A 23,781-nucleotide genomic window follows, 5' to 3' on the forward strand; every position below is an offset into this window, starting at 1 on the left:
ATCCTCCTATGACCATTTAAGCTCATTAGCAGTAAGTTTTTCTTTGTTTTTGTATATTTCTTCTATTTTTCCAGAATTCATTCTTATTACTGTATCAGCCATATTAGCTATACTTGGATTGTGAGTTATTATTACAGTAGTTGTTTTTAACTCTTTATTAAGTTTTTGAAGTAAATTTAATACTTGCTTAGCTGTTTCTTCATCTAAGGCACCTGTTGGCTCATCACAAAACATTATGCTAGGGTTTTTAACAACACTTCTTGCTATGGAAACTCTTTGTTGCTGTCCACCTGAAAGTTGAGATGGATATTTATCCTTTGAGTTTTCTAAACCAACATGTTTTAGTGTTTCATTAATATCTAATGGATTTTTACTAAGATCAGCACCCATTTGAATATTTTCATAAACAGTTAAATTTTGAAGTAGATTATATTGTTGAAAAATAAAACCTAAATTATCTCTTCTGAATTCAGTAAGTTTATCTTCTTTATATTTACTTATTTCTTTACCATTAAATTTAATACTTCCAGATGTTATATTATCTAATCCACTTATAACATTTAATAAAGTACTTTTTCCACTTCCACTTGGACCGAGAATAACAATAAATTCGCCATCGTTTATGGATAGGCTAACACCTCTTAAGGCATGGGTTTCCACATCGCCAGTTCTATAGGTCTTAAATACATTTTCTAAAGTAATCATAATTTTCCTAGTGAAAATAAAAAGTATTATTCACTAATTCCTCCTTTTTATATTTCTTTCTATTATATACTTTTATATACCTAATATGTTAGAGTATAAAAATATAAATAGAATTAATAGATGTGTAAAAAATCTGAATTAAATAAAAAGTAGAGAGTACTATCTTTTAGCCTCTCTTCTTTTTTATATTAAATATTTTTATTTAACAATATCATTTAGCAATTTAATAGCATTAAGTTTCTCATTTTCGGATGCAATGGGATTATTATATTCTACTTTCAACACATAAGCGTCTATTAAATGATACATTAACCTATAAATATTCTTCCTAGTTGTTTTATTAGGAGAATCATCTGAAGTCATACCATAACCATTTAAAAAGTCTTCATTTGTAATCCAAGGATTTGCGAAGTCAAAGTCTGAATCTCCAAATAAAGCTCTATCTATATCTATAATTGCTGCTACCTTAGGGGTAGAATTATAAGATTTAATCAATATATTACCTGTCCAAAGATCGCAATGAACAAGGTGTGGTGTTTTAACTTCATCTAATAAATTAAAATTTTCCTTTATAATACTTTCAAAAGAATGTAGTTCTTCCTCAGTGAAAATATTAAATTCATTAAGTCTACGTTTTACCTTTTGGAACTCATCAAATATGAATTCGCTCCAAGAATCAAAACCATTATTGTTAAAAACATCATAAACTCTTCCAAATTTTTTTGAAGTTATTTGATGTAATTTACTAATATATTTACCGACTTCATTGTATAAAAAGCTTTCGGCTTCTTTATCAAGCTTTAATTCAGAAAAGGGCTTACTATCTATATATTCTATAATCATGTAATCTCTAGGTATTAATTTTTTACTTACATCGCATTTTAAAATTTTTGTACTAGGTATATTATTGGCTTCACAAAGGGAGTACACATGCTCTTCACCTTTCATTAAATTTACTTCAAAAGGAAGAAGTAAATCTGTGTTTACTGGACCGACTCTAAGTATAAATTTTTCATTAGTATTCAATAATTTAATACAATAGGTAGTGTTAAATAGTCCTCCTGTTATTAAATCTGCTTGGAATTTAGTATTAATTCCGAAATAGTCATCTATTAATATACTTAGCTCAGAATTATTTAGTTCCTTAAAAAGTTTTGAATCTTTATTCATTTATAATCCCTCTCAATATTGAAAATTTAGTTATAAACAATAACTTTTACCATTAAATTTTACTAGTAAAAAGGATTAAATTATATAGTAGTTAATTCATATTAAGTTGTAATATTTTAGAAATTAAATAAATATATTAAGAATAGAGTCAAAATTAAAGTGAAAATTTAATGAAATTTAGTAGAAATGAGATATGTAGAGATAACCATATATAAATAAGAAAAATAGTATTAAACAATATTACAAGTTTTAGTAAAAATCTATAATTAAAGTGTAAGTAAGGTTAGCAAATTATTTAGTTTTACAAGTATTATGTAAACGTTTGTTTAGGTCAATTAAATTAATCTTATATAAAAATAGAATTAGTTTAGACGATAGATATTTCTATTTAAATTATTTCTATTAATCTCTATGTATGAGCTCTTATTAATTTTTAATAAGCTTATTATTAAAAGATCAATAAAATAGGGGGAGATGAAAATGGACCTTATGCTTTTAGTGCCAATATGTTCAATCATAGCACTTCTATTTGCTGCTTACTTAGGAAGAAAAATAATGAAATGTGACGAAGGCGATAGTGATATAAGAGCTGTTGCAGAGAAAATCAAAAGAGGATCTAATGCTTTCTTAATAAGACAGTATAAAGGGGTTTCATTGTTCTTTTTAGGAATGTTTGCACTTTTAATGATTTTAAGTTTTATGGGTTACTTATCAATGTTTGTTCCTTTTGCTTTTGTGACTGGTGGATTATTCTCTGGTCTAAGTGGTTATCTTGGAATGAAAACTGCAACCAATGCGAACTCAAGAACTACTACAGCGGCTAAGAAAAGTTTAAATGGAGCACTTAAAATAGCTTTTTCTAGTGGTGCCATAATGGGATTAGTAGTAGTTGGCTTAGCTCTTCTTCATTTAGGTGTTTGGTATTATATTTTAGATTGGTATTATGCTGCATTACCAGAGGTTGAAAAGATTGGACAAATAACATCTGCTATGCTTACTTTTGGTATGGGAGCTTCATCTATGGCTCTTTTTGCTAGAGTCGGAGGAGGAATATTTACAAAGGCTGCTGACGTTGGAGCTGATTTAGTTGGAAAGGTTGAGGCTGGTATTCCAGAGGACGATCATAGAAATCCTGCTGTTATAGCAGACAATGTTGGAGATAATGTTGGAGATGTAGCTGGCCTTGGAGCAGACCTTTATGAATCCTACGTAGGTTCATTGGTTTCAGCCTGTGCCTTAGCAGTCTCAGCTGGGCTTGGATTAGAGGGAGTAGTGCTTCCTTTAACTATTGCATCAGTGGGAGCAATTGCATGTATAATTGGAACTTTCTTTGTTAAAGCAAAAGAGGATGCAAGTCAAAAGGCACTTCTTGGAGCTTTGAGGAGAGGAACATATATAGCATCAGTACTGGTTGCTGTATCAGCTTTCTTCATAGTTAAATTGATACTTGGAGAAAATAACTTAGGAATTTACTTTAGTATTTTATCTGGATTAATTGCTGGAATTTTGATTGGATACTTTACTGAGTATTATACAAGCGAGAATTATAAACCTACTAGAAAATTAGCTGATATGACTAAGACGGGTTCAGCTACAACTATAATAGGTGGATTATCATTAGGAATGATTTCAACAGCGTTTCCTGTAATAATAGTTTCAATATCTATAGTTATTAGTTTCTTAGTTTCTGGTGGTTCAAAAGATTTTAGTCTAGGTCTTTATGGAATAGCTATATCAGCCGTAGGTATGCTTTCTACATTAGGAATAACTTTAGCAACAGATGCTTATGGACCGGTGGCAGATAATGCTGGCGGAATAGCAGAGATGACTGAACAAGACCAAGAAGTCAGAAAGAGAACAGATGCTTTAGATGCACTAGGAAACACTACAGCGGCTACAGGAAAAGGCTTTGCTATAGGCTCAGCTGCTTTAACAGCATTGGCTTTCATAGCTGCATACAAAGATTCTGTAGAAAATATAGTTAAATCACAAGGATTAGATTTTACATTTAATCTTTCTATAATAAATCCACAGGTTTTAATAGGATTATTTTTAGGTGGAATGGTTACTTTTGTATTCTCAGCATTGACTATGGATGCTGTTGGAAGAGCAGCTTCTCAGATAGTTGTTGAGGTAAGAAGGCAGTTTAAAGAAATTAAAGGACTTATGGAAGGAAAGGCAGAAGCTGATTTTGAAAAATGTATTGATATATGCACGAAATCATCTCAAAGAGAATTAATACCAATAGCTTTAGTGGCTATTTTAACGCCTATAATTACTGGTTTATTATTAGGACCTAATGGAGTGGCAGGGCTTTTAGCAGGCTCAACAGTAACTGGATTTGTATTAGCTATAATGATGGCTAATTCTGGAGGAGCTTGGGATAATGCTAAGAAATATATTGAAGGTGGAGTATTAGGTGGAAAAGGATCAGATTGTCATAAGGCAGCAGTGGTTGGAGATACTGTAGGAGATCCATTTAAAGATACTACAGGGCCTTCTATTGATATACTAATAAAATTAATGTCTATGATTTCTATAGTATTTGCATCATTAATACTTGCAATAGGAATACTTTAATTAAGAATTGAATATAAGATAATAATAGTTTAAAGTCTGCCGCTTTAAACTATTAGTTATAAATTTTGATTGCTATTGTAGATACCTCTATTTTTGCCCTAAGGTTTTTGCTACTCCTTAGGGCCTTTTTTTATGTGAAAATCCAAATTTTTAATTTGGTATCTTGAACTTATACAATTTAACATAATGATATTGAAATGCTTCGTATATAAAATAGAGATGAGCATATAATTCTATCTAAAAATCAACACTAGTTTAAAACATAGCTTTTTATTTAACATTAACTTAATCTAGAACAGATATGATTATAAAAATTAAGATTTTATCAGACTTATTTTATCTGTGAAATAGCCAATCAACACACCTATGGTATAACATATTAGATCACTCCAAAGAAATCCGTGTCCAAGAATTAAGGCACCTAATGTTGTAGATCTTATATTATTAATCCACTGAGCTTGATATAATTGACTAATTTCTATTGCAAAGGAGAAAATAATAGCAATAAGAAAACAAATTTCAGCTTTGTTTTTTGGAAATAAAAATCTAAAGCCGAAGTAAACCATAGTTGCCCAAAGTGTGTCTCCTAAATAAGGTGCTATCAAATTAGGTAGGTACGCCATAAATTTTCTTGATAATAAGCCTAAAATCATAGTTAAAATAGTTAAACTAAAATATTTTAATCTCATAAATTTAATACCTTTCTTTAATAAAAATCAATATATTCATAATAAGAAATACTGTTAAGTAAATTATAACAGATTGTAGAATAATATTGATATATTAACAAAAAATAGATAAAATATATAATATATTAACAAATAGTTAATATATTACATTTGATATTGTAATTATTATAAAACAAGATAAAGGAGGTCTTTCTATGGAAAGAGCTGAAAGTAAACTTAGAGCTAAGGAACTTCTAAGTGGAAGATGGGGAAATGCTGTAGGGGCAGTATTTATATTTTTCGTATTAGCAGCTTTAGCTAGTATAATATTATACATTATACCTATATTAGGTTGGATATTAGGAGCAATCTTATCCTATTATTTAAATCTATCATTTAATAAATATTGTATTATGCTTACTAAAACAGATGAGAAGGTTAAATATAATGATTGTTTTGTTAGTGGATCAGTATTGATTAAGGCTGCAGTGGCACAATTTATAGTAGGATTAATTGTTGCAATAATTCCACTTATAATTTTTGCAATAGGTGGAGTTTCTCAAAGTTCAATAATTGCTATAATTGGAATGATAATTGAGTTTATCATTTCTATATATTATGTATTAACATTTTTTACAATACCATTTATTTTTATAGAGGATGAAGAGATAGGCATAATAGATGGGATAAAAAAAGCAATAGCTATTTCAAGAGGTTTTAAATGGAAATACTTCGTATTTTTATTAAGTTTCATAGGATGGAGTATATTAGCTACTATAACTTTAGGAATAGGATGGTTGTGGTTAAAACCATACATGACTTTATCAACATATTTATTCTACAAACATATGGTAGGAGAATATCAATAGTTTTAGATAGTAAAATATGATTATTTCTAGATAAAATTTATATAGAATATAAGATATAATCAAAAAATAAAAGGTTGTATATAGAATATTTACTAAATTAAAAATAAGTGTTTTGGTTTTGTAAGTAGATTTTAAGTATAACCTTTTATTTTTTTGTGCTAATTATTAATTGGCATGAATAGTATATAGAAGTAATTAGATTTATATAATTAATCAATTTGTAGGGGGCGCTATCTATTGACAGATAGAGTAGAATGTAAATTAAAAGCTAAAGAATTATTGAGTGGAAGATGGGGAAATGCAGTAGGGGCATGCTTATTAGTTACTATATCATCAATGCTATTAACATTTTTCTTATCTCCAATACCTATATTTGGTTGGGTTATAGTTTTAGTGTTATCTGCATTTTTAAATGCAACATTTATTAGGTATTGTATTAAGTTAACTGAAACAGGAGAGAAAGTAAAATACTTAGATTGTCTTGTGAGTTTCAAAACAACAATTAAGATATTTTTATGTGAAGTTTTAATTGGTTTGGTTTTAGGTATAGGAGCAATTATATTGACTATGACTTTTACTATAGCCTCATTTATTAGCCAAAGTGTATTTTTAATGTTTATATTTTTTGTAATATTGGTCGTTTTAGGGCTTTTTATAGAAGCTTGTATATTCCCAATGTCAATTATATTAACGGAAGATGATGGAGTAGGAGTTATAGAGGCAATAAGCATGAGTTGGGATATAACTAAAGGTTACAAGTTAAAATATGTTATTATGACTTTAAGCTTTTTAGGATGGTGGATTTTAACATTACTAACCTTGGGAATAGGTGTTTTTTGGCTACAACCATATATAATGCTTACAGTGTATATTTTTTATAAAGGCATAAGAAGTTCAAACACAGTCAATTAATAAGTAGTAAGAAGTAATCATTAAATAAGTATGTAATTTGTAAATTTATATTATTTATTCAAATCAAAATTTTTGGAACAGTCATTTTATAAACAATAAGATTTAGATATAATTATAAGGTTTTAAACGTAGTTAAATGTAAAAAAGGCATAGTAAAACTATGCCTTTTTATATTTAATTATGTTTAGTAGTAGATTTTTTCTTTTTAAAGAATTTAAAATATATAATAGCTATAATACCAATAGCTAATATTGCTAGTGTTATGAATGTATATTTCTCCATGATTGAATTTATAAGAGGTAAATTATCTCCTATAAAGTATCCTAAGCATACTAAGAAAATATTCCAAATACTTATACCTAAAGATGAGTATAAAATAAAATACTTTAAACTGAACTTTTCAGCGCCAGCTAATAAAGATACATATGTACGAGTAAGCGGAACAATTCTAGCTAACAATACAGCAGGCTTTCCATATTTTTTAAACCATTTATTTAGTGCTATCATACTTTTTTGACTACTTGGAAATTTGCATCCTATCCATTCTTGAAGGGGAACGCCTCCGTAAAAACCAATGGCATAACATATTAGAGAACCTAATAAGCCACCTATAATACTAAAAATTATAACTCCTATAAGAGAGAATTCTCCTTGAGATGCACTAAGTCCGAAAAAGGTTAAAACAACTTCACTTGGAAGTGGAAAACAGGCATATTCCAACCCAACTATTAATAAGATTCCAAAGTATCCAAAGGAACCAATCATATTAATTAAAAATGTTAATAGAGATTCTAAAAACCCCATATAAAAATCCTCCCGTATATTCTTATTTTGTATTAGTATTATATAAATAGAGACCATGCTAATATACCATTAACATGGTCTCCATAAAAATTATAATTATTAAGCTGCTCTGTTTTCAGTGTCTGATTCTTGAGAACCAGTATTTGTTTTATTTTTATTAAGTTTTTCTATTGCAAACTTAACAGCCTGAACAACTATGAAAGTACATAGTGATAATCCGTATATAGTTAATAAGTTGCTAAGTGTAAGTGGAGCAACTTGGAATAATCCTTCAAATACAGGAACTAAAAGAACAATGTTTAATAATACAAAACCTATACCAAAAGCACCCCATAAATACTTATTAGAGAATAGCTCTTTTGATAATACATGTTTTTTAGATTTACTATTGAATCCATGAACAAGTCTTGATAAACATAGAGTAGCGAAAGCCATTGTGCTTGCTAATGGAGCTCCACCTTGATTTAATCCAATATAGAAAGCTATTAAAGTAACAACAGTAATTACTACACCTTCAAATAAAACATCAGTAACAAAGTCTTTTGTTAAAATAGAAGCATTAGCTTTTCTTGGCTTTTCCTTCATAACATCTTTTTTATGAGGTTCAAGACCTAAAGCAATTGCAGGTAAACTATCAGTTAAAAGGTTTATAAATAGTAAATGCACAGGAGCAAATGGTACAGGTAATGCTAATAAAGAAGCATATAATACTGATAATATACCAGCAGTATTACCAGATAATAAGAATTTAATCGCATTCTTAATATTTGAATAAATATTTCTACCATTTTCAATAGCTTTTACTATTGTTGCAAAGTTATCATCTGTTAATACCATTGAAGCAGCATCCTTTGCAACCTCTGATCCTGTAATACCCATTGCAACACCGATATCAGCTTGTTTTAGGGCCGGAGCATCATTAACACCATCACCGGTCATGGCAACAACATTACCTTTTTCTTGCCATGCTTTAACTATTCTTATTTTATGCTCAGGAGAAACCCTAGCATATACTGAAATGTGTTCTACCATGTTTTTAAGTTCTTCATCACTAACTTTATCTAAAGCAGAACCTTCAATAGCTTCACTATCATTTTTTAATATACCTATTTGTTTAGCTATAGCAGAAGCTGTTATTTTATGGTCACCAGTTATCATTACAGGCTTAATTCCAGCAGCTATACAAGCTTTAACAGCCTCAGCAGATTCTTCCCTAGGTGGATCCATCATTGAGATAAGACCTATAAATGTTAAGTCATTTTCATCATCAAGTTTTATATCAGTTCTACTTTCAATATTTCTATATGCGAAAGATAAAACTCTAAGACCAGTTTTTGAGAAGTTTTGGTTAACTTCTTCTATCTTAGCTATATCTTCTTTAGTAATAGGTCTAACTCCTTTAGAAGTTTCAATTTTAGTAGCTCTCTTAAGAAGTACATCTACAGCACCCTTAGTAGCTATAATATTTTCACCATGAATGTTATAAACAACACTCATAAGTTTTCTATCTGAATCAAATGGAATTTCTCCAAGTCTCTTGTAGTTATCTCTTTCTACAAGTTCGTCCATACCATATAAGTCACCTAAATTTACAAGAGCAACCTCTGTAGGGTCACCAATTTCTTTTTCATTATCAGTCACTGCATCGTTACAAAGTAAACTCATAAGAAGTAAATCATTGTCTATTTTCTTTTCTAATTTTAATTCATTTGAATCTACGATTTTTCCGTCAACAAAAATCTTTTTAACTGTCATTTTATTTTGAGTTAATGTACCAGTTTTATCTGAACATATTATAGATACGCTACCTAATCCTTCAACGGCTTGAAGTTTTCTTATAATAGCATTTTCTTTAGCCATTTTTTGAGTTCCTAAAGAAAGAACTATTGTTACTATAGAACTTAAAGCTTCTGGTATAGCAGCAACTGCTAAAGCAACAGCGAACATGAAGGCATCTATAAGAGCTTCGCCTCTGTACATACTAAGTGCGAATACAATGGCACATATAACAAGTATTCCAATTGCAAGTTTCTTACCAAAGTTATCTAGGTTAACTTGAAGTGGAGTTTTCTTTTCTTTAGTATCATTTAATAATTGAGCTATTTTACCTATTTCAGTATCCATACCAACAGAAGTAGCTAATACAGTAGCTCTACCATAAGTTACTAAGCTTCCAGAGAAAACCATATTTTTTCTGTCACCAACAGGGATTTCTTCTCCCTTTATTATTTCAGACATTTTAACAATGCTTTCAGATTCACCTGTTAATGAACTTTCGTTAACTTGTAAACTATAATTTTCAAGGATCCTACCATCAGCTGGAACATAGTCTCCAGCCTCGAGGAAGATAATATCTCCAACAACAACATCTTTAGAATCTATTTCGATTCTTTCTCCATTTCTAAGTACCTTAGTAGATGGAGAGGACAAAGCTTTCAAACTACTTAAAGATTGTTCAGCTTTAAGATGTTGGATTGTTCCAAGAGTAGCATTTACTATTAGCACGAATATGATAACAGCGGCACTTTCAATATCTCCTAGGAACATTGAAATAGCAGCAGCACATATAAGAATTATTATAAGCATGTCCTTAAATTGATCAAGAAATACTTGGAAAGTAGATTTTTTCTTACCTTCAACCAACTCGTTCTTACCATATTTTTCTTGCATGCTTTGAACTTGGGTATTATTTAAACCGTCCTTGTTTACACCAAGTTCTTTAAAAAGTTCTTCTTTAGATTTTGAATAAACTTTTTTCATATTATTATCTCCTTTCTTGTTTAAAAGTTATTATTTAGGGATAATTGCTAACAAATAATATCTATGTATAGAAGTCTAAAAAAAACAAGACTCCTAATATAATCTAAGGAAAAGTACATAAAATACCTTGAATTCCTTAGATTATATTAAAAGTCTTGTAACCGAATTGGTGTATAATACCAGGTAACTTTTCGTTAACCGCGATGTTGATATTATAACTTGTAACTACTCCCTCTTAACACAATAGATATTAAATATTAAGTTTAATATCATATTATATCTCTTTGAGTTGTCTGTCAATAACTTTTTTCACATATAAAATTTTTTTGGTGAAACCAATAAAAATATCTTACTAAATATTATGGTTTTATATAAGCAAATGTGATTAAAAATCTTAGTTTATTATAAATTTAAAATAATGTCATAATACCTGCAATAATTCTTTGAATTTTTATAGGTATTATGACATAAGAGAATTACAAACTATTAAAATTTTTAATTACTAATTTGATTTTAATACAAATTATAAAGAATTTTTATTTTTGGATTTTTGACCTAAAATTATAGTGTTTCTTTTGTTGTCTAATACAGTTTATTACCTTTACAAGTTCATACCAAGCAACTGAAGCAACTGCTATTAACGTTGCTATGATGAACTGCATTAAAGATAAAGGTGCTAGCTTTAAAAAGCTGTTTAATGGACTATAGAGAATTATCATTAAACCTACTAGTGTTCCTAAACTAACAGCCCACATTACCTTATCCTTTATAAGCTTAATGAAGGATTTGGCTACAAAATCAGAATTCGAACTATTAACGTGAACAAGAATTATATTAGAAAGTAATATGATTGTAAGACCCATTGCCCTTGCAATAGATGCATTGTCTGGATTTTGATTTAAAAATAAAAAATAAGTTCCAAAGGATGCTACAAATATAACAAAACCTTGAAGTAAGCTTTTAAAAAGAGTTTTTAATGTGAGTAGTTTTTCATTTGGATTACGTGGTACTCTTTCCATAATATTATTTTCTGCTGGTTGACGTTCTAACACAATTGAGCATGTCGGGTCAATTACTAGCTCTAGTATAACAACGTGAATTGGAAGCAATAGAAGATTTGCAGGGCTTATTCCAAGCAGTGGAGCCATTAGTGCTCCAAAAGCAATTGGAATATGAATAGTGAATACATATCCAAATGCTTTTTGAATATTATCATAAATTCTTCTACCATCAGCTATAGTTTCAACAATTGTAGAAAAGTTGTCATCAAGTAAAATTAAATCTGCAGCTTCTCTAGAAACTTCTGATCCACGTTTACCCATAGCTATACCAATGTCTGCATGCTTTAGGGCAGGAGCATCATTAACACCGTCCCCTGTCATTGCAACTATTTCACCATTTTCTTTAAATGCCTTAACAATTCTCATTTTATGCTCGGGAACAACTCTAGAAAAAATGTTAACCTCTTTAACTCTTTCTCTAAGTTCTTCATCACTCATTTTATTAAGTTCATCGCCGGTAATAATTTTATTACTATTTGGCATATTAATCTGTTTAGCGATAGAACTTGCAGTTATTCCGCTATCTCCAGTTATCATTACAATACGAATTCCTGCTTTTGCACATGTTTTAATGTCTTCTTTTACAGATTCTCTAGGAGGGTCAGCTAGACCAACCATACCGCAAAGATTTAAGTGACATTCCTTAAGTGTTTTTGGTATATCATTTATATTATTTAATTTCATTTCTCCAATGGCAATAACACGAAGCCCATGTTTAGACATTTCAATCATTTTATTTTCTGCTAGTTTTCTTTCTTTATCAGTCAAGTTACATATTTTTAATATACTTTCAGGTGAACCTTTTGCTGCAATTACAATATCATTGTCATTTTTCCAAACATGGCCCATCATTTTTAGCTCGTTAGTGAAGGCATATTCTTTTATAAGTTGTCCATTAAAAAGTATAGTTTTAGGAATTCCATGTTCTTCGCAAAAAGATATCATAGATTTTTCCATAGGATCATAGGCATCAGTTTTACAGGCCATTCCCATTAGTTTAGTAAGTGTATTTGTATCATTTGTTAAACTCCAAGTATCTGTAACAGTCATTTTGTTCATTGTTATTGTTCCTGTTTTATCAACGCAAAGAACAGAAACAGCTCCAAGAGTTTCTACTGATGGTAGTTTTCTAACAAGTGAATGTTTTTTAGCTAGTCTCCATGCACCCATTGATAAAAATACAGTTAAAATAACTGGGAATTCTTCAGGTATCATGGCCATAGATAAAGTTACGCCAGATAAAATACTTTCTATAAGTCTATCTACAAAAGTATGATCAGGTATATTAAAATACGTAATAATACCAACAATAATAAATAATATTATTGCTATTATTGCACATAATTTTACTAATTTTCCTGTCTGTTTTTGAAGTGGTGTTGGAGTGTCAGGAGCAGATATAATATTTTCGCTTATTTTACCATATTCGGTAGCTGGACCAATTTTATCAACTAAAATAATTCCAGTACCTTGTATAACAAGAGTTCCAGCATAGCAGTAATCTTTGCGCCAGTAATCGGTATTATCTTTGGTATAATTTTTTGTAGAAACTTTCCACATTGGTTCAGATTCTCCGGTTAAAGAGGACTCATCAATAGAAAGTGTACTAGCTTTTAAGATTATGCCGTCAGCAGGCACTTTAATCCCTTCTGAAATATACATAATGTCACCAGGTACTAAATCGTAGCTATTGATTATTTTTTCAAAGCCATCTCTAATTACTTTAATTTGAGGAGCTGATAAATCTTTTAGTGCTTTTAATGTTTTATCAGTTTTCCATTCTTGGATTGTTTCAATACCTATAATTCCAACAACGAAAACCAACATAATTGCGCCGTCTTTAGGTTCGCCTAGTATAAAGTAGATTGTAGCAGCAACAATTAGTAAGAGAAACATAGGTTCAGTGATTACATGAAAAATCTTTTGGAAAAGACTTTCTTTTTTTTCAAGAACAAGTTCATTTTTGCCAAATTTCTCTTGAAGTTGTTTTGCTTCTTGAGTAGTGAGTCCTTTGAAATGTTGTTCTGTCATAGTTAGTTACCTCCATTTTAGATTCTTATAATCTTATTTAAGATAGCTCTATGGCATTGCAAAGATCTAGAAATATTCTTTGGGTATAAAAAAATACCCGTAGAACATTTACTGTCCCACAGGTATGATATTTCATCCTGCTGCCAATTAAGGCCCGGCCTTACGAACTTATCTTACATAAGTCCATCGCCTGCTCAGTTTGTACTGTAGATTTGTATGCAGTGCAAAGAGATGCTTAAATTATAAAACATATAACATACAATACATTTAATTAAAATAATTAATTTTTTAGAGTATAGAGCTGTTAAGTTGAGGAATATTTTTTATTAAAATACAGAAAGCGTTCTTTATCATATTCTCACTTACTTAGAGGTATACTGCTATTAAATTATATGCCGAAATAAATAAAAAGGTACTTTTTTAAAAGGACTAGAATATAATTTTTTTGACAATTATATAATTTATGATAGTATGAAAAATAAAATTAGACTGAAATAAAGTAGTATTTCTATTGGAGGATTAAGTAAATGATGAATTCACATGAAATTGATTTTAAAATTTATGGTGACGATATGCAATTTGTTGAAATTGAATTGGATCCAAGGGAGACTGTTGTTGCTGAAGCTGGGGCAATGATGATGATGGATAGCCATATAGAAATGGAGACTATATTTGGAGATGGAAGTAATAATGGTTCAAGTGGCTTTTTGGGCAAATTAGGTGGCGCCGCTAAAAGAGTTCTAACTGGAGAAAGCTTATTCATGACAGCTTTTACTAATTTAGGAGCAGAAAAAGAAAAAGTTTCTTTTGCATCACCTTATCCAGGAAAAATAATTCCTGTAGATTTACGAAATTTTAGTGGAAAGCTTATATGTCAAAAAGACGCATTTTTATGTGCAGCTAAGGGAGTAAGCATAGGAATAGATTTTAGAAAAAAATTAGGAACAGGATTCTTTGGTGGAGAAGGTTTTATCTTGCAAAAATTAGAAGGAGATGGATTAGCATTTATTCATGCAGGCGGTACTATTGTTAGAAAACAACTTTTGCCAGGACAAAAGTTAAAGGTTGATACTGGATGTTTAGTTGCTATGACAAAAGATGTTAATTATGATATTGAATATGTAAAAGGAATCAAAAATGCTGTTTTTGGTGGCGAAGGAATTTTCTTTGCAAGTTTAGTAGGACCTGGAGAGGTTTGGATTCAAAGTTTACCATTTAGTAGATTAGCGTCTAAAGTTGTTTCATCGGCTCCTCAAGTACCAGGTTCTCGTGATGTAGGAGAAGGTAGTGTACTAGGAGAGTTTGGTAGATTATTTCAAGACTAAATATTAGCTCTTCACATGTATTAATATGCTTTAAATCTAATAAGTTTTATAGCTCCTAAAAAGTCAAATATATATCTATATATTTGACTTTTTAAGTATAGTTAAAAATAATTTAATGATAAAACTTTACATGGAGAGGATAAGTAGTTATAATACTACTTAATAACTTAATATGCAATTATATAAGTATATCGTATATGCTCGACAATATGGGTTGAGTGTTTCTACTAGGAAGCCGTAAACATCCTAACTACGAATATATAGGTGATTTCTATATTTTTTGTGAGATTATTATATATTCCTAGGCTTTTAAGGCTTAGGAATTTTTTGTTTTTAAATAGTATTTAAATCAAAATTAATTTGATTAACTTTTCAATTGAATTTATTGATTTTAATTTTGAAACAAGCTTATAGAAATTATTTTTAAGTGGGAAGAGTATAGGCTATATGGAACTTTTTAAAGATTAAATAAGAACTTTAAGAGTAATTATTAAGTAGGGTTACTTATCAGGATGAAATAATTTTTATAATAGGGGGAAAAGAAAGATGGAAGCATTAAAAGAAAAGATATTAAGAGAAGGAAAAGTTAGAGATGGAAATATTCTAAAGGTAGATTGTTTTTTAAACCATCAAATGGATATAAGATTTCTTAATGAAGTTGGTAAAGAGTTCAGAAAAAGATTTGAAGGTGAAAAAATAGATAAAATACTTACAATAGAAGCGTCCGGAATAGCTATTGCAGGTATAGCATCTCAATATTTTGATTATGTGCCTGTAGTTTTTGCCAAAAAAACTGAAAGCTTAAACTTAGATAAAGATGTTTACGAATCAAATGTACACTCATTTACTAAGAAAAAAGATTATAAAGTTAGAGTTGGGAAACAATTCTTAAATAAAGGTGAGAGAGTTTTAATTATCGATGACTTTTTAGCTCAAGGATGTGCAACTAAAGGAATGATAGATTTAGTTGAGCAAGCTGGTGCTGAATTAGTTGGAATAGGTATCGTTATAGAAAAAGGATTCCAAGAAGGAAGAAAAGTTTTAGAAGACTTAGGCGTAAGAGTTGAATCTCTTGCTATCATAGAAAAATTAGAGAATAATAAGGTTTCTTTTAAGTAATAGCTTAGGTTTAGATGAATATTAGTTTTTAGCTAGCTTAAAACATGGTCAATTACTAAACAATTTAAGAGCATAAAATATTTTTAAAAAGAGAGTAGTATTGCTACTCTCTTTTTGATTTTGAGAAATTTATATTTGCATATTTTTGAAATAAAGCTTTCAAAAACATCTTTAAACTGACAACTTTTAAAATTAAAATAAGTTTTTAAATTGGGGATGAAATAAGAATATAAGCTAATTAGAGGAAATGTAAGATATAGCAACCAAATTGATACAATAGGGCAGGAAATGAAAGTTAATAAAATAAAAATGTCATTTTTGGAACTTTTAAAATTTATTAATAAGTATATAATATAAATTGTACCGAAAACTTAGAAGATGAGGAATTATTATGAGTAGTAAGGAGAAAGGAATAAGTTTAGTTTTAATAGCAACATTTTTTTGGGGCATAATGGGGATAAGCAGTAGAACTTTGTATGAAGCTGGCCTAGGAACAATGTTTATAGCTTTTAGTAGAAGTTTTTTATCAGCTATTTGCTTTTTTATTTGGGTAATGTTAACAAATAGAGAAGTTTTAAAAATAGATATTAAAGGCTTAGGTATTTCAGCTTTATACGGTATAGGAACTTTTGCATTATGTTTTATTGGATACAATTTATCTGTGGAATATATACCTATATCTGTTGCAACTGTATTGATGTTTACAAATTCAATATGGGTAACAATATTTGGAGTGTTATTCTTTAGTGAAAAATTTAATTTAAAAAAGGCTTTGGTTATAGTATTAACTTTAGTAGGATGTATAATGGTATCAAATATGTCTTTAGGGCATTTTAATATGAGTATAATGGGAATATCTGCTGGATTAGGTACAGGATTTTTGTTTGCCTTTCAGATAATATTTCCTAAGTTTTTTAGTGCTTATAAAAAAGATACATTGCTTGTTTATGGCTATATATTTGCAAGTATATTTATAAGTTTATTTACAAATTTTAAAGAGTCATTTATTATAATTGCAAAATCGCCTAACATAGGTATAGTCATATTAAATATATTATCTATAGGTATTTTAAGTACATTTATTTCTAATACCTTTTATATAAAATCAACAGAATATATAGATGCTAGTGTTACTAGTATATTAGCTTCTATGGAACCAGTATTATCAAGTATATTTGCTTTCTTTATATTTGGAGAAGTTTTAAATAGCAAACAAATATTAGGTGCTGTATTAATAATAATAGCTGCAATAATATTAGAGTTAAATATAGATAGAGAAAGACTAAGTAATATACTAAGATTTAAATCTAGGAAGTCTAAAGTAATAAGCTGATAAGTTATAATATAAATTTTAAAAATCCCTGACTTAAAATAAATATTATAAATTATTAATTAGGTTGTATCTGATTTGGATACAACCTTTTTTTAGGTAATTAAAATTGTTTCATAATGATGAATAAAGTGTTAACATATAGTGTATAAGAAGTGTTTTTAATAAACTTATTAAAAATATTAGAATTTTACGATAAGTAATATCATTTAAAATTAATAATTTAAAAGGGTGATTAATCTATGGAGATTTTTAGAAAGCAAAGTTTAAAAAAAATACTTAGCGAAGCAAATGAAAATAAAGAAAGAACGCTTAGTACCTTAGATTTGACTTTAATGAGTGTTGGATCTGTAATTGGTACAGGTGTTATGGTTTTAACAGGGATTGTTGCCGCAAAGCAATCTGGACCTGCCACGTCAGTAGCTTTTATCGGAGGGGGAATAGCTGCCGCCATAATAGTTTTATGTTATGCTGAGTTTAGTTCAAGCATTCCAAGTGCAGGAGGTTCTTATTCATTTACCTATGTTTCTTTAGGTGAAATTATTGCTTATATATCAGGATTATGTATTGTTATAGGATATACTTTATCTACAGCTACAGTTGCATCGGGATGGGGGGCATATCTTTTAAGTTTATTGGATACTTTAGGAATAAAGTTACCCAAAACAATTACAGCTATTCCAAGTGAAGGTGGAATCGTAAATTTACCAGCAATGATATCAATTTTATTTATAGTTTTTATAATATCACTAGGAACTAAGGAGAGTAAAAAAGTAAATGATGTTATGGTATTTATAAAAATTGCTGTTATAGCTTTATTTGTTGGAGTTGGAGTTTTCCATGTAAATCCTAGTAACTGGCATCCTTTTACACCTTTTGGAGTTAAGGGAGTTGTTACAGGAACTGCATCATTATTTTTTGCTTATTGTGGATTTGATGCTACAGCATCAGCAGCTGAAGAAGTAAAGAATCCTCAAAAATCTTTACCTCTAGGACTTATAAGTTCTTTAGTAATATGTACCGTTATATATATAGCAGTATCATTAGTTTTAACAGGAATAACATCATATACTAATTTAAATGTTGGGGATGCATTATCTTATGCTTTGAAATTAGCAGGAGAAAACGGAGTTGCTTTTATAGTATCTTTAGGAACTGTTATAGGGATTCTTGCTGTAATATTTGCAGGAAATTTCACAACATCACATATACTTTTAGCTATGAGTAGAGATGGATTATTACCAAAATTCTTTAGTAAAGTTGACAAAAAGGAAGTTCCTTATACTGCCTTATGGACAGTTGGTATAATAGGGGCATTTTTAGCAGGATTTTTTAATTTGGGTCAATTAGCAAATTTCGCAAATATAGCATTTCTATTAACATATACATTAGTTTGTATATCTTTAATAGCATTTAGAAAAAAATATCCTGATGTAAAAAGAGGCTTCAAAACACCATTAGTACCTTTCATACCAGTAGTGGGAGCTATTAGTTGTTTATTTCTAATGACTAATTTATCAAAGAGTACATGGCAAATATTCATAGTTGTTTTATTTTTATTAATTATAAGTTATTTAATTTATGGAAGAAAACATTCTTTAGCTAAATCAAACAATATTAATTAAATAGAAAACTGTATCAAAATACTTACTAATTTTTTTATAATTGATTAGAGTTTTGATACAGTTTTTTACTTTGTAAAAAGAATTACTTTATATTTAGCTTTTAATTAATATATTTTAAAAGTATTTCTGCTACTCTTTAGCAGGTGTTATTTTTTCAAAGTAAATTTTAGCATTTTTTAAATTAGGATTGGATAATATGTATGCACTAATAGCATCTTTATCAATACTATCCTTAGAGTAATTTATAATAAATACAGGTAATTCATTATCTAAAACTCCGCTATAAACTTTAGTTATATCATTAAATTTGCTAGGCAAAGATGAAGTAACTGAATTTAAATTGGCTGTAACACTGTTAGTATTATTAGAATTATTTTTTCCTTTATTTATTTCTAAGTCACCTATGAATCCAGAATCCTGTTCTTTTATCTTATTTAAATACATTTTTAATTCAGGAAAATTATCAGTTGATTGTTGAATTACAAGCTTATATCCACTGAAATTATAGTATTTTAATTTCTCTTGAAGTTCAGCTTCTTCGGTGTTATCTATGGTATTACCTACTATAACTAATTCTATTGTCTTAGTCTTAGTGTTTATTTCTTTATTAAGTATATATTCTGAAGGAAGTTCAGTTTTAATAAAGTTACTAAGATTAGTATTATTCATAAAACTATTAACCATTGTTGCGGCTGATATTAAACTAGGTATAGTAACTAAAATTGTAGAAGCTATAATAATTTTCTTAAGTTTTTTTTGTTTGATCTCAGAGAGTGTATTTCTAGTTGGTATTCTCATAAATTTTACAACCAATAGAGTTGAAAGTGCTATAAAAAATGAGTTTATAAAAAATAAATATCCTGCACCTAAGAAAATATGAATATTTTTAGTAGCTAGTCCATATCCACTAGTACAAAGAGGAGGCATTAAAGCAGTAGCTATAGCAACTCCAGGTAGGATATTTCCAGGTTTTTTACGAGTCATACCTATGATGCCAGCAATTCCACCAACAAATGCTATTATTACATCCCAGATATTGGGTGAAGTTCTTGATAAGATCTCACTTCCAGCGCTAGATATAGGGCTAAAAGAAAAATAGATTGTGGCAGTAGTTACGCTTATAAGTATTTCTATAATTAGAATAAATAAGGATTTTTTTAAAAGTTTTAAATTATAAATCCCTACAGAATATCCTATTGCTATTATTGGTCCCATAAGTGGAGAAATAAGCATTGCACCTATAATTACTGCTGTAGCATTCATATTTAATCCAACAGAAGCTATTATTATGGCACACATTAATATGATAAAATTAGCACCATGTATATTAACACCGTCTAATATATTGTCGTGAATTTCATCATATGTAGCTTGATCTTTTTTAAAGTCATTAAAAAAGCTGTCTTTAGTAATCTTCACAGTAATTCCTCTTTTCATATAATTTTAATAAGTTCAATAATCTATATTTTAAGATAACTAGAATAATATGTCACATTTCAAATCTCCTTTAAAAATAACATAATTTTCTATTAATAAAGAAAATCTAATGAATAGTAAATTTTTTATAATAATAATATTTGTTTTAATTATAGGAATTTATTGTTTATACAATTAAAATAGAATTAAATATTTAGAATTAAGTAGGATTTTAGTAAATATAATTATTTATATTAAATTGGGGAGTGATTCTATGTTAAGTAAAGATAAGATTAAAAAAGTTCTCTCTGTAGCACTTAGTACAGGAGGAGACTTTGCAGAGGTTTTTGTAGAAGAAAAGTTAAGTAATAATATTGTCTTAACATCAGGGGCTATTAAGGATATTATTTCAGGAAAAGATTATGGAATTGGTATAAGAATATTTAAAGGATTAAAGTGCATATATGCATATACCAATGATGATTCTATTACAAGCCTAGTTAATACTGCTAAGAAAGCAGCATTAGCTTTAGGAGATGTTAGAGATGGACATACAGTCAATCTAAACTTGGTTGAGAGAATAAATACTAATATTCATCCTATTTTATATGTGCCTTCATCCATAAGTGCAGCTAAGAAAATCGAAAAGATGAAAGAAGCTTATAATGGAGCAAAAGGTTATAGTGAAGAGATAGCTCAGGCTACAGTTTCAATGGTAGATGAGGATCAAAAAGTTTTAATAGCTAATAGTGAGGGATTATTCACTGAAGATAGAAGAATAAGATCAAGGATATCTGTTAATGCAATAGCTTCAAATGGAGTGGATAATCAGTCAGGAATGAGAGCTCCTGGAGCATCTATGGGATTTGAATTTTTCGATACAATAGATTTGGGGAATGTAGGAAGTGAGGCTGCTAGAACTGCTGTTACAATGCTTCATGCAGATTATTGTCCAGCAGGAAAAATGACTGTTGCTATTGAAAATGGATTTGGAGGAGTTATATTCCACGAAGCTTGTGGACATTCACTTGAGGCTACTTCAGTGGCTAAAGGAAATTCTGTTTTCTGTAATAAACTTGGTTCTCAAATTGCTTCATCAAAGGTTACTGCAATTGATGATGGAACAATAACTAATGCATGGGGTTCATTAAATATAGATGATGAGGGTAATCCAACTCAAAGAAAAGTTTTAATAGAAAATGGAATACTTAAATCTTATATGATTGATAAATTTAATAGTAGAAGAATGGGAATGCCTTCTACAGGAAGTGGAAGAAGAGAGTCTTATAAATATGCTCCTACTTCAAGAATGACAAATACATTCATAGCAAATGGAGAAGATGATAATGAGGAAATCATAAAATCTATAGAAAATGGATTGTATGCAAAACAAATGGGTGGAGGATCAGTAAATCCTATAACTGGTGATTTTAACTTTAATGTACTTGAAGGTTATTTAATTAAAAACGGTGTTATTGATAGAGCTGTAAGAGGAGCTAGTTTAATAGGTAATGGTGCCGATATATTAATGGATATAGATATGGTTGGAAAAAATTTAGATCATGGACAAGGTGTTTGTGGGTCCTTAAGTGGATCAGTTCCAACTAATGTAGGACAACCATTACTAAGAGTTAAAGAAATCACAGTTGGTGGAAGATAGGAGGTATTGAGTATTATGGAATTTAAAGATTTTAAAGAAAAATTGTTTATTAAAGCTAAGAAAGTTGGCTTTGAAAAATATGAATTATACTATGGTAAAAGCGATTCTCTTAGTGTAAGTTCATCTCAAGGAGAGGTTGAAAGGTATGGGCTGAGCACTACTATAGGAGCCTCATTTAGAGGAATTTATAATGGGAAAATGGGATATTCCTATACTGAAAAATTAGATGAAGAATCAATTGAAATGTTAGTGTTTAAAGCAAAAGAGTGTGCTGAATTAGTTGAAAGCGATGATGAAGAATTTATTTTTGAAGGAGGATTAGAATACACTGAAGTTAATTCATATGATGAAAGTATTGCTAAAATGACTCCAACACAGCAAATAGAAAATGCGATTAAATTAAATCTTGAACCCTCAAGGAGAAATTCAGAAATAATAAAAAGTGAATATACAAGCTTCAATACTTCTAAGGTAGAAAGAATAATAGTCAATTCGGAAGGAATAAACCTAAGAGAAGAAGGAACTATTGCTCAAGCATCTGTTTATCCCATAGCTAAGGATGGAGAGAATATGATTGTTGATGGGGCTTCAAGTGTTTCGACTAAATTAAGCGATGTAAATATAGATAAATTAATAGATGATGGAATAAATAAAACTTTAAGAAAAAAAGGAGCAACGTCTATTAAATCTGGTAAATATAGGGTTATTATAGATGGAGAAGTTATGGCAGCTTTGATTAGAACTATGCAGGATAATTTCTTAGGACATATAGCTCAAGAAAATAAGACTCTTTTAAAAGATAAGATAGGTGAGAAAATTGCTTCTGATAAGGTTACTCTTGTTGATGATCCTTTTTTAGAAGGTGGAATCTCAACTTGTTCTTTTGATGATGAGGGAGTACCAACAAAATTTAAAAATGTAATTGAAAATGGAATTTTCAAAGGATTTTTACACAGTTTAAAAACAGCAAATAAGGCAAAAGTTGAACCAACAGGTAATGGATTTAAAGCTGGATTTAAGGCAACTGTCAAAGCTAGTCCAACTAATTTTTATATAAAAGAAGGAGATAAATCCTTTAGTGAACTTTTAAAATTTGTAGGAGAGGGAATATATATAATAGATTTAGAAGGACTTCATTCAGGGGCTAATGCAGTAACTGGAGATTTTTCATTGGCAGCACAAGGAATAAAGATAGAAAATGGAGTTTTATCTAAGGCTATAAAACAAATAACTATTGCAGGAAACTTCTTTACTTTATTAAAAGATATTGAGGAAGTGGGAAGTGATTTAAGGGAAAGTGGAGTAACATCAGGTTATGGTAGTCCAAGCCTTGTAATTAAAGAAATATCTGTAGCTGGAGAATAGTATTAAATAAGATGATATTTAAAACTACTGTTTATTTTCAACTAGGGCTAAAAAGTTAGCTAAAAATCAATAATTACTTAAAATAGATTTTAAGTGAAAAAACAAATTAAAAATGATGTATCAAATGGGATACATCATTTTTTTATAGAGTAGTTTAGGATTAGCTAGGATGCTAAAAAATATATAAAAATTTAGATTATAATGGGAAAAATGTTTATTTATTTTAATTTAATGAAAAAAAGCACATAATATTTAAAATGTTTTCATAGGTTTTTTGCTAAAAATGTATAATGTGAGCCTTTAAAAATGTTAAGAAAGTGTTAATGTATACATAGCTGAGATATTTAATATATGTATTCGAAAAAAAGTGAATATAACTAT

16 protein-coding genes and 2 riboswitches are annotated in these 23,781 nt (G+C 29.2%); of the genes, 9 read left to right on the top strand and 7 right to left on the bottom strand.

Annotated elements, in window-relative coordinates:
* Positions 1-6: 6 nt before the first annotated feature.
* Positions 7-705 (bottom strand): ABC transporter ATP-binding protein, encoded by a 699-nt coding sequence (locus tag AC2JAQ_RS01255; RefSeq protein WP_488457521.1) that lies wholly within the window; start codon positions 703-705, stop codon positions 7-9.
* A 198-nt stretch (positions 706-903) separates the two neighbouring features.
* A complete protein-coding gene (locus tag AC2JAQ_RS01260) occupies positions 904-1,875 on the bottom strand; it encodes a fructosamine kinase family protein (protein WP_488457522.1) in 972 nt (323 codons plus the stop codon).
* 480 nt (positions 1,876-2,355) lie between these two features.
* Here AC2JAQ_RS01260 and AC2JAQ_RS01265 point away from each other — a divergent pair, with 480 nt between their 5' ends.
* The gene (locus AC2JAQ_RS01265; RefSeq protein ID WP_488457523.1) at positions 2,356-4,455 is read left to right on the top strand and encodes a sodium-translocating pyrophosphatase; all 2,100 of its coding nucleotides are present in this window, start codon (positions 2,356-2,358) and stop codon (positions 4,453-4,455) included.
* A gap of 314 nt (positions 4,456-4,769) precedes the next feature.
* Here the strand turns inward: AC2JAQ_RS01265 and AC2JAQ_RS01270 are convergent, their stop codons facing one another.
* Complete coding sequence (locus AC2JAQ_RS01270) at positions 4,770-5,144, bottom strand: ribosomal maturation YjgA family protein (RefSeq protein WP_488457524.1); 375 nt, start codon at positions 5,142-5,144, stop codon at positions 4,770-4,772.
* A gap of 194 nt (positions 5,145-5,338) precedes the next feature.
* On the opposite strand from AC2JAQ_RS01270, the gene AC2JAQ_RS01275 reads away from it, so the two are divergent.
* Positions 5,339-5,992: a DUF975 family protein gene (locus AC2JAQ_RS01275; protein ID WP_488457525.1), complete on the top strand. Its 654-nt coding sequence runs from the start codon at positions 5,339-5,341 to the stop codon at positions 5,990-5,992.
* A 237-nt stretch (positions 5,993-6,229) separates the two neighbouring features.
* A complete protein-coding gene (locus AC2JAQ_RS01280) occupies positions 6,230-6,904 on the top strand; it encodes a DUF975 family protein (protein WP_488457526.1) in 675 nt (224 codons plus the stop codon).
* 174 nt (positions 6,905-7,078) lie between these two features.
* Here AC2JAQ_RS01280 and AC2JAQ_RS01285 read toward each other — a convergent pair whose 3' ends face one another.
* The 3 genes from AC2JAQ_RS01285 to AC2JAQ_RS01295 form a co-directional block, all read right to left on the bottom strand.
* Entirely contained in the window at positions 7,079-7,708 is a 630-nt protein-coding gene (locus tag AC2JAQ_RS01285; RefSeq protein ID WP_488457527.1) for a DedA family protein, read from the bottom strand.
* A gap of 99 nt (positions 7,709-7,807) precedes the next feature.
* Positions 7,808-10,468, bottom strand: coding sequence for a calcium-translocating P-type ATPase, PMCA-type (locus tag AC2JAQ_RS01290; RefSeq protein ID WP_488457528.1), 2,661 nt, complete (start codon positions 10,466-10,468; stop codon positions 7,808-7,810).
* A 536-nt stretch (positions 10,469-11,004) separates the two neighbouring features.
* The gene (locus AC2JAQ_RS01295) at positions 11,005-13,560 is read right to left on the bottom strand and encodes a cation-translocating P-type ATPase (protein WP_488457529.1); all 2,556 of its coding nucleotides are present in this window, start codon (positions 13,558-13,560) and stop codon (positions 11,005-11,007) included.
* 109 nt (positions 13,561-13,669) lie between these two features.
* Positions 13,670-13,768: riboswitch (NiCo riboswitch) on the bottom strand.
* Between the two features lie 319 nt (positions 13,769-14,087).
* Here AC2JAQ_RS01295 and AC2JAQ_RS01300 point away from each other — a divergent pair.
* The 4 genes from AC2JAQ_RS01300 (at position 14,088) to AC2JAQ_RS01315 (ending at position 18,959) form a co-directional block, all read left to right on the top strand.
* A complete protein-coding gene (locus AC2JAQ_RS01300; RefSeq protein WP_488457530.1) occupies positions 14,088-14,885 on the top strand; it encodes a TIGR00266 family protein in 798 nt (265 codons plus the stop codon).
* Between the two features lie 171 nt (positions 14,886-15,056).
* Positions 15,057-15,158, top strand: a riboswitch (purine riboswitch).
* A gap of 273 nt (positions 15,159-15,431) precedes the next feature.
* Positions 15,432-16,004, top strand: a complete 573-nt coding sequence (locus AC2JAQ_RS01305; protein WP_488457531.1) for a xanthine phosphoribosyltransferase — start codon at positions 15,432-15,434, stop codon at positions 16,002-16,004.
* Between the two features lie 391 nt (positions 16,005-16,395).
* Positions 16,396-17,337, top strand: coding sequence for a DMT family transporter (locus tag AC2JAQ_RS01310; protein ID WP_488457532.1), 942 nt, complete (start codon positions 16,396-16,398; stop codon positions 17,335-17,337).
* Between the two features lie 239 nt (positions 17,338-17,576).
* The gene (locus AC2JAQ_RS01315; protein ID WP_488457533.1) at positions 17,577-18,959 is read left to right on the top strand and encodes an APC family permease; all 1,383 of its coding nucleotides are present in this window, start codon (positions 17,577-17,579) and stop codon (positions 18,957-18,959) included.
* Positions 18,960-19,088: 129 nt separating this feature from the next.
* On the opposite strand, the gene AC2JAQ_RS01320 is transcribed toward AC2JAQ_RS01315, so the two are convergent.
* Entirely contained in the window at positions 19,089-20,378 is a 1,290-nt protein-coding gene (locus AC2JAQ_RS01320) for a DUF389 domain-containing protein (protein ID WP_488457534.1), read from the bottom strand.
* A 271-nt stretch (positions 20,379-20,649) separates the two neighbouring features.
* Here AC2JAQ_RS01320 and AC2JAQ_RS01325 point away from each other — a divergent pair, with 271 nt between their 5' ends.
* Both AC2JAQ_RS01325 and AC2JAQ_RS01330 read left to right on the top strand, forming a co-directional pair.
* Positions 20,650-22,035: a TldD/PmbA family protein gene (locus tag AC2JAQ_RS01325; protein ID WP_488457535.1), complete on the top strand. Its 1,386-nt coding sequence runs from the start codon at positions 20,650-20,652 to the stop codon at positions 22,033-22,035.
* Positions 22,036-22,050: 15 nt separating this feature from the next.
* The gene (locus AC2JAQ_RS01330; RefSeq protein ID WP_488457536.1) at positions 22,051-23,400 is read left to right on the top strand and encodes a TldD/PmbA family protein; all 1,350 of its coding nucleotides are present in this window, start codon (positions 22,051-22,053) and stop codon (positions 23,398-23,400) included.
* The last annotated feature ends 381 nt before the right edge of the window (positions 23,401-23,781 follow it).

The organism is Clostridium sp. LIBA-8553, assembly GCF_057782465.1.